This is a genomic window from Acinetobacter lwoffii (genome assembly GCF_024129355.1).
Lineage (GTDB): Bacteria > Pseudomonadota > Gammaproteobacteria > Pseudomonadales > Moraxellaceae > Acinetobacter > Acinetobacter lwoffii_I.
Genome location: NZ_JAMXXP010000019.1, coordinates 22,463 through 34,614, shown reverse-complemented (window position 1 = coordinate 34,614; position 12,152 = coordinate 22,463). Strand labels below are relative to the sequence as shown.

Genomic DNA, 12,152 nt, shown 5'->3' with positions numbered 1-12,152 from the left:
AATGTAATTATAGAAGTTATTTCCTATGAAAATCGTCATTCTAAACAAACCTTATGACGTCCTCTCCCAATTCCGTGCGGATGAAAAGCACCCAACCATGGCTGATTTTGTCAACGACAAAGATTTACGTCTTGCGGGTCGTTTGGACATGGACTCAGAAGGTCTGGTTTTCCTCACCGATCACGGTGGTCTCAACCAATATATCACCAATCCTGCCAATAAAAAGTTTAAAACTTATATGGTGCAAGTGGAAGGTGATGTGACCGAAGAAGCACTTGAACAGCTTCGTAAAGGCGTTGAACTGAAAGATGGCATGACGCTTCCTGCACGTGCTGAAAAAGTGTCTGAACCGGAATGGTTGTGGGAGCGTAATCCTCCTGTACGTTTCCGTGCCTCTGTTCCGACGTCTTGGGTTGAGATTTCAATCTGTGAAGGTCGTAACCGTCAGGTTCGTCGTATGACATCTGCTGTCGGCTTCCCTACACTGCGTTTGATCCGTACCAAAATTGGTGAGATTGATTTGGTTCGTATGGGATTGCAACCGGGTGAAACCAGAGAAATTGAACCATTACTTTATCCAGACTTCCAGAATGTTCCTGCGGAAGAACCATACCGTTCACGCTCTTATGTGAAAAAGCCGGGTGGTACGGGTGGTAAGCCAATGGTTCGCAAGAACAAAGATGGTTCTGTGAAAAAGTCTGGCACCAAACGTATCTGGCAAATGGATGAAAGTGAAAAGCCGCGTCGTAAGACCAATGGCACAACTCGTCCAAATACCAAAGCACCACGTGGTCGCGGCCGCGGTCGTGGCTAAGTTTGAATAGATTCAATCAAGCTCACTTCGGTGGGCTTTTTTTATTACATAACTTAAATATTTTTTTATTTTTCAATCTATTAGAATTAATTAAAGTATTCATTTTAATGTGAGTCTCATGAAAAAAATAATTTTCGCTTTAGCTGCGACTTCCCTTTCAACTTTTGGCTTTGCCAATCCGCTGAGTGTGCATGTACTTAATCAGGAAACCGGCCTACCCTCTGCTAATGTCACGGTCACCCTAGAAGCTCAACAAGGTGAGAAATGGGTCAAGCTCAATGAAGCCAAGACAGACAGTAATGGTCGTATTAAAGAATTTTATCCTAAAGACACCGCGTTACAAAAAGGCGTTTATAAAGTAACGTTTAAAACGAGTGATTGGTTTAAGGCCAATAATCAACGGACGTTCTTCCCTGAAGTGCCGGTAGTTTTTGTGATTGATGGCACGTTGGAGCATTACCATATTCCACTGTTATTAAGTTCTTATGGCTATTCAACGTATCGGGGGAATTGAGTTTATTACTTATCAATCATGTTAGATTCAAGTTCATAAAATGGATGCTTAGATTGATAAATATATGTTTTTAGTAACTTCTTATAGTCTCTTCCATTTTTACTCTGATACTCAATTATAAAATCAGCGTCAACTTCTTTATGCTTATTTAATTCATCTAATTTCGTTTGGTCTAGTTCAAACTTAATATGTTTAACCTCACTAGCTAAAAATTTATTTTCTTTAGCTATAACTGCGTTTTTTTCACCTGATTGTATTTTAAAATCAAACGCATCTTCACCCAAGTTTTCGATTATCAAATATAAGTTCGCATAACAATTAATAGTCATTTCCTTATTTGAAAATACAGTCCTAACTCTAGAACTCAATATAAGAAAACGTGGTTCTAATGTTTTTTGTACTTCTTGTAATTGAATTTTCTGAATTTCACCAAGTTGTTTTTGATATTCAACACTTTCTTTCATTTCCTGGATTTGGAGCTGTAATGCTCTTTCCTGTTGTTCTAATGCTTTTGTATTTTGCTCTAGCTGCTTACCTTGCTGCACATAGCCTAAAATCAGCCATAAGAAAGCGATAGGTGCAACTATACCTGCAAGAAAATCCCCTAATTCATTTAAAGATGTTGGATTTTTCAAATCACCAAAAAACCAAAATAGAAAAATTACAGCTAGCCATACAACTGTAATTCTAATCCCCCAATTTAAACTATTTTGATTCATCTTCTAATAATAAAAAAGCCATTCCTAAATATGGGTTTTACCTGCTTTTTCTTATGTGTGCAAACAAGATTTCTAACTCTTCCATCTTGTCATTCTGACTATCCGATGTTATTTATGATTCATATATTTAATAATTTAAAATAAAACATATCTAAATAAGGAGTTTTGCAATGGATCAGCAAGTCAACCAGATGTTTAATCAGGACCGGTTAATTCAGCATCTTGGTGCTCATCTGGTTTCTTATAATCACAATTATGCAAAGATCGAATTAAAGGTAACTGAACAGCATTTACAGGGTCATCAGACCTGTAACGGTGCCGTGATTTTCGCACTGGCAGATGCAGCTTTTGCAATTGCCTGCAATACCGGTGAACATCCGGCAGTTGGTCAACATTGCGGTATTCATTATTTAAAACCGGGCTTGCTTGGCGACACACTGACTGCTGTAGCTGAACACAAAGCCAGCAGTGGCCGTAGTGGCATTTATGATATTCAGGTGATGAATCAACATAATCAAATTGTGGCAGAATTCCGTGGCACATCACGACTGATCATTAAATAATTTTTTCTCAAAATTTAATGCAATAAAAAACCGGTGACTATGCACCGGTTTTTTTAAATGACGAACAAGTGAAGCTTTAAGCTTTAAGCCATTTCTCGACTTTAGCCGGATCTTCCACTTTCAGTTCAACTTCGGTCAGTTCAGAACCCGCAGCTTGAACCTCGAAGGTCATCAACTCATCACGACGGAATGCATACACTGTAAAAGTACCTTGCTGTTTTGCATAGCTTTCAACAAGCTTAGTCGTTGCCTTTAAACCATCAATTGCAATAATGACATCATTGGCAGAAAGGCCAGCGAGCACAGCAGCACCCTCACGACGCGCAGATTGAACTAGCACACCTTCCGGCTTATCTGCCAGTTTTAAACCGAATGGCAAAGACTTGTCATTTTTCAGGCTATAAGCCATACCAAACTCAGGGAAAAGCTGATCCAATGGTAATTCGTCTGTGGTATTGATCAAGTGATTGATCTGTTCTGACCAATCATCTCCTGTCAGTTCTTTACACAATTCAAAGATTGTCCGCTCATGCACCTGAACACCCTTCTGGGCATTTTCATACAAACGGCGCATCACGGCATCCAGACTTGAACCGCGTAAACGCAAACCTAAGTCTAAGCACAAAGCAACTAAACAGCCTTTGTTGTAATAGCTGGTACCCGCATTATTCGAGTTTTCATCCTGACGGTAGAATTTCACCCAGGCATCAAAACTGGATTCAGACACTGACTGAATCGCACGCCCCGGATTTTGCAAATAACGGTCAATCTGTGCTTTTAACAAAGCAATATACGATTCCTGATTAATCACGCCACTGCGCAGCAAAATCAAATCATCGTAATAAGAGGTAAAACCTTCAAAGATCCACAACAAAGAAGTATAGCCTTCTCTGTTTAAATCATAATTGACGAAGTTTTCAGGGCGAATGAATTTCACCAACCATGAATGGAAATATTCATGGCTACATAAGCCCAAGAAACGCTGATAATCTTTAGATGGCTCTTCTGGCTCATTGGCTTTCGGCAAGTCATCACGTGGTGAAATCAGGCTGGTAGAATTTGGATGCTCCAGACCGCCATAGCTATTGCCGGTTGCCATGGTCATAAAGGTATAGTCTGTAAACGGCGCCGAACCAAACATTGAAATTTCTGTAGCACAGATTTTTTCAATGTCCTGCTGCATACGCGCCGCATTCATCGCGTGTTTGCCTGACACCACAAACTCATGCGGAATACCATTTGCTTCAAAACTGAAACGGGTTTGTTCTGCTAGCTCAAATGGCGCATCAATCAGTTCGGCATAGTTTTTAGCTTTCAGCGTGAAACGGCCTCTGACCAGACTTTTGGCTTTCATGCCGCTTGCCAGCTGAAAATGCTTTAATTCATCTGGCAGGAAGATTTCCAGTTCAATTTCTTTATTTTCCTGACCTTCTAGCCCTAAACATGCACAAGCTGGGTTCACGTAGAGACGATTTTGATCCACATATGCACCACGAACGGACAGGTCATAGGCATAGACATCATATTCCACTGTAATCAGTTCATGATCAGTATTGAATAAACGCCATTTATTTTTTTCAAATTTCTGGATCTGTAACTGGCGCCCATCTTCATCATAGGCTTTGACCGCTTCAATGTGCTTGGAAAACTCTCGAATCAGATAGCTGCCCGGAATCCAAGTCGGCAATGACAGGACTTGTGTCGGGTCCGCAAGAAAACGAACAGTCACGTGAATAAGATGCTGACGATAATCGTCAAATTCAATTTGATAATGCAACATAATGAACGATATAAAATTAAAATAAATGAGATATAGCTTAGCTTAGCATTTTTTAAGCCAGTATGGTTTAGCTGTCTTATTTGTCTACATTTACGACTAGCTATCTGTATAAAAAAGGCATAGCATGCGTGAAAATTAAATCGTTCAACACCCAGCGGGTTATCAAGGAACACCATTGAAATACATCATCTCACTGATTGCGGTTTTCAGTTTATTTATTTCTGCATTTTCACATGCTGCCCTACTCAATATTGTGCCTGAAAGCGTTGAAGCTGAAGCCTGGACCATTCTGGATTCACAGTCTGGTCAAGTCATTGCAGAGCACAATGCCGACGTTCAGCGTGCTCCGGCTTCGCTGACCAAAATGATGGTGGCTTATATTGCCTTAAAGGAAATTGAGGCCGGAAAATTAAATAAAAATGAAGTGTTAACCGCGACCTCTGTGGTTAAAACCGTGATGTGGGATGAGTCACAGATGTACCTGAAAGAAGGTGATCTGATTTCAGTCGATCAGCTTCTGGCGGGCTTAATTATCATGTCTGCTAATGATGCCGCAGTCACGCTGGCTGAGAAAATTTCGGGTGGTATTCCGCAGTTTGTTGAACGTATGAATCAGGAAGCCAAAGCGCTGGGCATGCAGCATACCAATTTCCAGAATCCGGCCGGTATTACCATGCCTGAGCATTATTCGACTGCCGCCGATTTGGCCAGACTGTCTATGGCGGTGGTGAATGAAACCCCGGATTATCTGTATTATTCCAAACAGCCAAGCTTTACTTATAACCAGCATTTTCATCGTGCGACCAACCGTGTGCTTCAGGTCGATCCTACAGTAGATGGTTTAAAAACCGGTTTTACCCGTGCAGCGGGCTATAATCTGGCACTAACCGCCAATCGCGTCACCGCAGATTTTGAAATGCCAAATCGCCGTCTGATTGTGGTGGTGCTGGGTACTAAAAGTGCAGCAAAACGCGCTGAAGTATCACATAAGCTGATGAATCTGGCTTATACCTATACTCGCAATGAAGTAGCGATCAAAGATCAACAGCTACTGGCTGAGTTGCCTGTAATTAAATCCACCTTAAAAATGTTTAAGGTGCAAACCAAGCAACCGCAGATTATTACCACTTCTTTATATGATCAGGGCTACAGTATTGACCTGAATCAGTTTGACCAGGCGCATCAGCGTGTCATGCTGAATACTGGTGATGGCGTTTTAAAAAGTATCGAGCCATTACAGGAAACTCAGACTCATATCAGTGTTGAAGTGAAAGCGTCTGAACTCATTGCACCTTTGGCGACCATGATGCCTTTGGCGACCATTCAGGTTTATCAGAATAATCAGTTGATTCGCACCATTCAAATTGAAGATCATGTCGAAATTGAAGAAGCCAATCTATTTCAGAAATTCTTTAGCTGGCTACAAAGCTTATTCGGTTTATTTTCAGACAATACGCCAAGCGTAAAGCTTTATCCTTTAGATAGATAATAGCGCTACATCTCAAGTCACTTTTCTTTAAGCTAGAAGATCTTTGCGCTGATCTTCTAGCAGATTTCCCTCCTATTAATCTCGCTCTCCCATTGCTTGCTTAAAGCAGCAACACTTACCTGCTCTCACAGAATTGCTACGTTTTGTAATTTGTATAACAATTTTAATCAAGACGCGTTTTAGCGCATGCCATAGTATATTTTCTCTCTATTTCTCTTATTTTTATTAAAAAAATAAACAGGTTAATCATATATGACAGCACATAAAATCGTGATTGTGGGTGGTGGTGCCGGTGGTCTGGAGCTGGCGACTCAGCTGGGTGAGAGCTTGGGTAAAAGCGGTAAAGCCCAGATTATTTTGGTCGATCAAAAACTGACGCACATCTGGAAACCGCTGCTGCATGAAGTTGCCGCAGGCACCTTAAATCCACATGAAGAAGAAACCAATTATTTTGCCCATTCAGCCGCACATCATTATGAATTTGTCTTGGGGACATTTACCGGTCTGGATCGTGAAGCGAAACAGATTGTGGTAGAAACAGAATATTTCTCCAAAAAAGCCCAAGCCAAGAAGAACCAGCGCATCGACTATGACACCCTGGTACTGGCCTTGGGTTCTACCTCAAATGACTTTAATACCGAAGGCGTCAAACAGTTCTGTCATTTTCTCGACAGCCGTCCACAAGCTGATATCTTTCAGCAGGATCTGTTGCATCTCTACTTGAATGCTCAACATGAAGCTTCGAGCCGTGAACTGAATATCGCGATTATTGGCGCCGGTGCAACCGGAGTAGAACTGGCAGCTGAACTGGTGGAAGCCAAACACAATTTCTTTAAATATGGCTTAAACAAGGTCGACCCAAATAAAGTCAAAATTACCCTGATTGAAGCGGCGGATCGTATTCTGACTGCACTCTCGCCGAAAGTCGCCGAACATACCATGCAACAGCTGGAAAAATTTGGCATTGAGGTTTTGACCAGTCACCGCGTGGCCAAGGTTGATGAAGACAAGATTTATTTTGCAGATGGCTCAAGTCTGGATGCCGAGATTAAAGTCTGGGCTGCAGGCATCAAAGCACCTGAAGTCTTGGCACAACTGCAAGATATGGAAAAAGACAATATTCACCGGTTGAAAGTCTACTCCACCCTGCAAACCAAATCTGATCCAGACATTTTTGCTTTTGGTGATTGTGCTCACTGCCAGCCTGCTGCAGATGAACCGGTCTTGGGTCCACGCGCACAAGTGGCTAGCCAACAGGCCAATTTCCTGGCCAATGCCTTGAAAGCACGTGTTAATGAAGAAAGTTATTTACCGATGTTTAAATTTTCTGACAAAGGTTCACTGATTTCCTTAAGCCAGAATAAAGCCGTCGGCGAGTTGCTCGGTCAGGTCAATGTGCAAGGCTTTGTTGCCAAATCGATGTATGTTTCTTTATATCGAATTCATCAGGCGACCATTCATGGTTATGCGCATGCTGGCATTCTCACCGCAAAAGATTTTGTTACACGAAAAATTTCTCCAAAGCTGAAATTGCATTGAAATTCCAGAATTTGGCCCAATCAATGAAAAAATCGTCAACAAAATTGTCAAATTGCGTTTTTTTGCTAATTTTAGTCTACAAAAATGCAATTTCACTTTATGATGTACCCTTAAAAAATTGAATGGATCAATTAACATGACTGCTATTGCAAATAACCTCGTGGTTTCTTTCCACTACACATTGACTAACGCAGAGGGTGAAACTCTCGACCAATCTCAAGGTGAACCACTTGCCTATTTGCACGGTGCAGGTAACATCATCCCAGGTTTAGAAAATGCGTTAGAAGGCAAAACTGTAGGTGAAAAATTCACTGTAAACGTTCCTGCTGCTGAAGGTTATGGCGAATACAACCCTGACCTAGTTCAAGAAGTTCCTGCGCAAATGTTCCAAGGCGTAGACAACATTCAGGCAGGCATGCAGTTCCAAGCTCAAACTGATGACGGCGTGCAAATCGTAACTGTTAAAGCAGTTGAAGGCGACAATGTTGTTGTTGATGCTAACTTCCCACTTGCTGGTCAAGACCTGACTTTCGAAGTTGAAATCGTATCTGTTCGTGAAGCTTCTCAAGAAGAATTAGATCACGGTCACGTACACGGTGTAGGCGGTCACCAACACTAAGATCTTCTGATCTTGAGTGAAAAAAGGCAAAGTCTGACTTTGCCTTTTTTATTGCCTGAAAATAGCCCGTAGAATATTAACTACCCAATTAGTCATAAAAAAAGCAGAGCCATTGCCCTGCCTTTATAATCCGATCTAGCTCTCCTTTTAAAGGAGGATCATCAAATTATCTGTTCTGGTTATAAATCTGCATAGCGGCTGGCAGATTTTGACGCATTGCGGCAATACGTTGGCTGCTTGATGGGTGGGTCGATAAGAACGCCACACCGCTGCTGCTTTGCTTACTCATTTTTTCCCACAGGGTAATGGCTGCATTCGGGTTATAGCCAGCACGCGCCATCAGCATTAAACCACCTTGGTCAGCACGGCTTTCCAGATTACGCGAGTATGGCAAGCCAATACCGATCTGACTACCTAATTGTGCTGCTGCAGCGCCACCTTGACCTACACCTGCTGCATTTAAGCCAATACCCAAGGCCAGATCAGTCAGGGCTTGAGCACCGATTTTCTGCTTAGAATGCTCTTCTAAGGCATGCACCATTTCATGCCCCATAATCGCTGCAATTTCAGCATCGGTCAGATTCAGCTTCGTCACGATACCAGTATAGAATACAACCTTACCACCTGGTGCAACAAAGGCGTTGACCTGATCAGATTTGAGCACAGCCAATTGCCACTGGAATGCTGTACCAGTTTGATTCATCTGGTTAGCAATTGGCTTCAAACGGTTAAATACATTATTAATCCGTTTATAGGTGGCTGAACTGGTATCCAGTTGACCTTTATTGCGCGCATCATTGACCATGGCATTATAGCTTTGGCTCGCAGATGCATTTAAGGTCGCAGTATCTGCCCCTGCCATATCGGCAATGGTGGTACAACCTGATAATGTGACGACTGTAGCAGCTGCCATACTCAATAAAAGTTTATTCTTCATTATAATTTACTCCGCCTTGGCTCAAGGGCAATTTACATTGTAAAAATTATAAGTGAAAGCGCGCAGTAGCTAAACGCTTAATTCATTCATCTTCTTATAAATTATGTAATTTTTAAGCCAAATACTGTATCGCTAACCAATAAATCAGACAGATGATATTTAAGCCCAAGTAAACCTGACTCAGTGGTTTGATTTTCTGTTCAAGTATTTCATCTTTACGTTTAAAAAATAAAAAAGCATTTTGCAATAAAATAATAGGCACTAAAACACAGGCAATAATGACACTCAGACCAATCAGTGCCGCATAAATCACCTCGGGATTTTGGGTTTGCGCGCGAATAATCATCATGGCAATTGTTGGCGCCCCACCCATCGCGAATAACAATGAATAAAACATGGTCGCCGATATATTTTTTTGCATCCTGCTGCTCATTTTTCTTTCTTTATATACCGCTATGTTAAAGCACATCACGTAGTATTACCGATGCAACTTTAGTCTTGAAATAGCTGCATAAATTCAGGATATAAAAAAACCCATCCGGAGATGGGTTTTTATCATTCAAGCTTTAATCAAATGAAGATTAAGCATCAAACGGGTGACGAAGAACAATGGTTTCTTCACGGTCTGGACCTGTTGAAATGATGTCGATTGGACATTCAATCAATTGCTCAAGACGTTTTACATAGTTCAATGCAGCTTCTGGCAACTGATCCAGTGATTTCGCACCGAAAGTTGACTCAGACCAGCCTGGCATAGTTTCGTAAATCGGTTTTAAAGTTTCGAATGCAAGCGCATCAGAAGAACCGACACAACCAGAATCTGCAGCTTCATAACCCACACAAATTTTCACTTCTTCCAAACCGTCAAGAACGTCAAGTTTAGTCAGGCAAATACCAGAAAGTGAGTTTACGTCAACTGAACGGCGTAGAATTTCAGCATCGAACCAGCCACAACGACGTTGACGGCCAGTAGACGCACCAAACTCATTACCAATCGTACCCAGGTGTTTACCAATTGCATCACCCGTGTCATTTGCAGCGTCATACACCAACTCAGTTGGGAATGGACCTGCACCTACACGCGTTGTGTACGCTTTAGTAATACCCAGTACATAGTCAAGATGCAAAGGACCCAGGCCTGAACCAGAGCTTACGCCACCAGCAGTTGTATTCGAAGAAGTTACATACGGATATGTACCGTGGTCAACGTCAAGAAGTGAACCTTGCGCGCCTTCGAACATGATGTTGTCACCGTTTTTACGGTAGTTATGCAATTCAGTGGTCACATCCACAACCAGTGGAGCAACAACTTTACGCCATTCGTCGCAAAGCGCCAGCACATCTTCCAGTTTAACTGCTTCAACACCGTAGTATTCAGTCAGCTGGAAGTTATGGTAGTCCAGAAGTTCAGTTAACTGAGCAGTAAGATGTTCACCACCACGTACCAGGTCAGCAACACGTACTGCGCGACGCGCTACTTTGTCTTCGTATGCAGGACCGATACCACGACCTGTCGTACCAATCTTCGCATTACCACGTTTTTTCTCACGCGCCTGATCAAGTGCGATGTGGTTCGGAAGAATCAATGGACAGTTTGGAGAAATGCGTAAACGTTCTTTAACAGGAACGCCTTCTTTTTCAAGAATATCCATCTCTTTGATGAGCGCTTCAGGAGAAAGAACAACACCGTTACCAATTAAGCACAATACGTTTTCACGTAAAATACCTGATGGAATGAGGTGTAAGACAGTTTTCTTACCACCAACCACAAGAGTGTGACCTGCGTTATGTCCGCCTTGATAACGAACTACCGCTGCCGCTTGATCTGTGAGCAGGTCGACGATTTTACCTTTACCTTCGTCGCCCCATTGGGTACCAAGTACCACAACATTCTTGCCCATAATAGCCTCATTACATCATGCTGTTAAAGTTGAAAGCCCCGCTCAGCGACATGAACACTGAGCCAAGCAGTTAAATCGTTTTGACTGTCCACTCACCATTCGCATTCACCAGCTGGTGCGTTGCATATGGAATCGAGTTTAAATCATCATTACCCAGTAACTGAATTACACTTAAGCCTTGTGCACGAATGTTCTGAATCGCATTCAGAAGTTCTGCATCAGTGCCTTTAGGTGCAACCACGACCTGTACCGCATCAAACTGACCTGCGCTTAAAGCATATAAGTCACAAGAGAAACCGGTTGCCGGACGGGCACGGCCAAAATGTTCACCAATGCCATCATAACGGCCACCTTGTGCCAGTGCAGCTGCACGGTTCGGTGCATAGACTGCATACATTAGGCCAGTATGATAATGGTATGAACGTAATTCAACCACATCAATCCCAATACTCAAGTTTGGCCAACGGGTTTGAACTTCATCTTTGGTGGTTTGCAAGACATTAAAAGCTTGCGTGAATGCTGGATTCGCCAACACTTCAGCACTTAAATGCGCTTGCAATGCATCCAGGTCGCTGGCATAGCGTCCAAGTGCATAGAAATCCTGACCAAATTTCAGGTCTGCCGTGAATTCTTCTAATTCTGGCAAAGCCTTGCGTTGGTATAAATCAGATAATTGCTGTTCAGCGACTTTGTTCAAGCCTGCTTGAGCCACTAGACTGCGGAATAAACCGACATGACCTAAGTCCAGATGGATACCATCTGCCAGACCTGTCTCCTGAATCAGACTGATCATCAAGTCGACCATTTCCACATCGGCATCGATGCTATCTGAACCAAAGAGCTCTGCACCCAACTGTAGTGGTGCACGTGAGGTGTTAAAGCCGCGAGGCTTGGTATGCAGAACGGTTCCTGCATAGCAGTAACGTGCCACACCTTCCACTGGATGTACATGCGCATCAATACGAGCCACTTGTGGTGTCATATCGGCACGCACACCAAGCAAACGACCAGAAAGCTGATCGATTACTTTAAAAGTGGCTAAGTCTAAATCTTGATTCGATTCTGAGAGAGAAGATAGAGATTCGATGTATTCAATGAATGGCGTGTACACCAGCTGATAACCTCGAGATGCAAGGAAATCCAGTGATTTACGGCGCAGACTTTCAATAACTTGCGCTTGTTCTGGTAATACATCAGCTACACCATCAGGTAATAACCATGTCTCTGAAATGGGCATGTTGTAAACCTAAATTCTTGTCAGCGCGGAACGAATCCGC

Annotated in this window: 12 protein-coding genes; 6 read left to right on the top strand and 6 right to left on the bottom strand. The window is 42.5% G+C overall.

Features of this window, described 5'->3' with window-relative positions; all coding sequences use genetic code 11:
• The first annotated feature begins 25 nt into the window (after positions 1–25).
• Together NI468_RS10205 and uraH are read left to right on the top strand one after the other, a co-directional pair.
• Positions 26–814 (top strand): rRNA large subunit pseudouridine synthase E, encoded by a 789-nt coding sequence (locus tag NI468_RS10205; protein WP_004731551.1) that lies wholly within the window; start codon positions 26–28, stop codon positions 812–814.
• A 118-nt stretch (positions 815–932) separates the two neighbouring features.
• Positions 933–1,328 carry a hydroxyisourate hydrolase gene (gene uraH, locus NI468_RS10200; protein ID WP_044113019.1) on the top strand — a complete coding sequence of 132 codons (396 nt, stop codon included), beginning with the start codon at positions 933–935 and terminating at the stop codon, positions 1,326–1,328.
• 5 nt (positions 1,329–1,333) lie between these two features.
• Here uraH and NI468_RS10195 read toward each other — a convergent pair whose 3' ends face one another.
• Positions 1,334–2,047, bottom strand: coding sequence for a hypothetical protein (locus NI468_RS10195; protein ID WP_153566972.1), 714 nt, complete (start codon positions 2,045–2,047; stop codon positions 1,334–1,336).
• A gap of 170 nt (positions 2,048–2,217) precedes the next feature.
• On the opposite strand from NI468_RS10195, the gene paaI reads away from it, so the two are divergent.
• On the top strand, positions 2,218–2,610 hold the full coding sequence (gene paaI / locus NI468_RS10190; RefSeq protein WP_005103578.1) for a hydroxyphenylacetyl-CoA thioesterase PaaI: 393 nt from the start codon (positions 2,218–2,220) through the stop codon (positions 2,608–2,610).
• Positions 2,611–2,686: 76 nt separating this feature from the next.
• Here the strand turns inward: paaI and NI468_RS10185 are convergent, their stop codons facing one another.
• On the bottom strand, positions 2,687–4,390 hold the full coding sequence (locus tag NI468_RS10185) for a M61 family metallopeptidase (protein WP_253101673.1): 1,704 nt from the start codon (positions 4,388–4,390) through the stop codon (positions 2,687–2,689).
• Between the two features lie 175 nt (positions 4,391–4,565).
• On the opposite strand from NI468_RS10185, the gene NI468_RS10180 reads away from it, so the two are divergent.
• The 3 genes from NI468_RS10180 to slyD all read left to right on the top strand — a co-directional run bounded on the left by NI468_RS10180 (position 4,566) and on the right by slyD (position 8,037).
• Positions 4,566–5,879 (top strand): D-alanyl-D-alanine carboxypeptidase PBP6B, encoded by a 1,314-nt coding sequence (locus NI468_RS10180; protein ID WP_253101670.1) that lies wholly within the window; start codon positions 4,566–4,568, stop codon positions 5,877–5,879.
• A gap of 252 nt (positions 5,880–6,131) precedes the next feature.
• Complete coding sequence (locus tag NI468_RS10175; protein WP_253101667.1) at positions 6,132–7,418, top strand: NAD(P)/FAD-dependent oxidoreductase; 1,287 nt, start codon at positions 6,132–6,134, stop codon at positions 7,416–7,418.
• A 136-nt stretch (positions 7,419–7,554) separates the two neighbouring features.
• Complete coding sequence (gene slyD / locus NI468_RS10170; RefSeq protein WP_004278960.1) at positions 7,555–8,037, top strand: peptidylprolyl isomerase; 483 nt, start codon at positions 7,555–7,557, stop codon at positions 8,035–8,037.
• A gap of 166 nt (positions 8,038–8,203) precedes the next feature.
• Here the strand turns inward: slyD and NI468_RS10165 are convergent, their stop codons facing one another.
• The 4 genes from NI468_RS10165 to NI468_RS10150 form a co-directional block, all read right to left on the bottom strand.
• Positions 8,204–8,974 (bottom strand): M48 family metallopeptidase, encoded by a 771-nt coding sequence (locus NI468_RS10165; RefSeq protein ID WP_253101664.1) that lies wholly within the window; start codon positions 8,972–8,974, stop codon positions 8,204–8,206.
• 112 nt (positions 8,975–9,086) lie between these two features.
• Positions 9,087–9,395 carry a hypothetical protein gene (locus tag NI468_RS10160; protein ID WP_253101661.1) on the bottom strand — a complete coding sequence of 103 codons (309 nt, stop codon included), beginning with the start codon at positions 9,393–9,395 and terminating at the stop codon, positions 9,087–9,089.
• 160 nt (positions 9,396–9,555) lie between these two features.
• On the bottom strand, positions 9,556–10,875 hold the full coding sequence (locus tag NI468_RS10155) for an adenylosuccinate synthase (RefSeq protein WP_004278963.1): 1,320 nt from the start codon (positions 10,873–10,875) through the stop codon (positions 9,556–9,558).
• A 70-nt stretch (positions 10,876–10,945) separates the two neighbouring features.
• The gene (locus NI468_RS10150) at positions 10,946–12,112 is read right to left on the bottom strand and encodes an ATP phosphoribosyltransferase regulatory subunit (protein ID WP_004278964.1); all 1,167 of its coding nucleotides are present in this window, start codon (positions 12,110–12,112) and stop codon (positions 10,946–10,948) included.
• Between the last annotated feature and the right edge of the window lie 40 nt (positions 12,113–12,152).

What these genes read in the sequence shown, in the direction of transcription:
- NI468_RS10160 (WP_253101661.1), bottom strand. Translation starts at nt 9,395, where the DNA reads ATGCAAAAAAATATATCGGCGACCATGTTTTATTCATTGTTATTCGCG.
- NI468_RS10175 (WP_253101667.1), top strand. Translation starts at nt 6,132, where the DNA reads ATGACAGCACATAAAATCGTGATTGTGGGTGGTGGTGCCGGTGGTCTG.
- uraH (WP_044113019.1), top strand. Translation starts at nt 933, where the DNA reads ATGAAAAAAATAATTTTCGCTTTAGCTGCGACTTCCCTTTCAACTTTT.
- NI468_RS10155 (WP_004278963.1), bottom strand. Translation starts at nt 10,875, where the DNA reads ATGGGCAAGAATGTTGTGGTACTTGGTACCCAATGGGGCGACGAAGGT.
- NI468_RS10185 (WP_253101673.1), bottom strand. Translation starts at nt 4,390, where the DNA reads ATGTTGCATTATCAAATTGAATTTGACGATTATCGTCAGCATCTTATT.
- NI468_RS10195 (WP_153566972.1), bottom strand. Translation starts at nt 2,047, where the DNA reads ATGAATCAAAATAGTTTAAATTGGGGGATTAGAATTACAGTTGTATGG.
- NI468_RS10165 (WP_253101664.1), bottom strand. Translation starts at nt 8,974, where the DNA reads ATGAAGAATAAACTTTTATTGAGTATGGCAGCTGCTACAGTCGTCACA.
- paaI (WP_005103578.1), top strand. Translation starts at nt 2,218, where the DNA reads ATGGATCAGCAAGTCAACCAGATGTTTAATCAGGACCGGTTAATTCAG.
- NI468_RS10205 (WP_004731551.1), top strand. Translation starts at nt 26, where the DNA reads ATGAAAATCGTCATTCTAAACAAACCTTATGACGTCCTCTCCCAATTC.
- slyD (WP_004278960.1), top strand. Translation starts at nt 7,555, where the DNA reads ATGACTGCTATTGCAAATAACCTCGTGGTTTCTTTCCACTACACATTG.
- NI468_RS10150 (WP_004278964.1), bottom strand. Translation starts at nt 12,112, where the DNA reads ATGCCCATTTCAGAGACATGGTTATTACCTGATGGTGTAGCTGATGTA.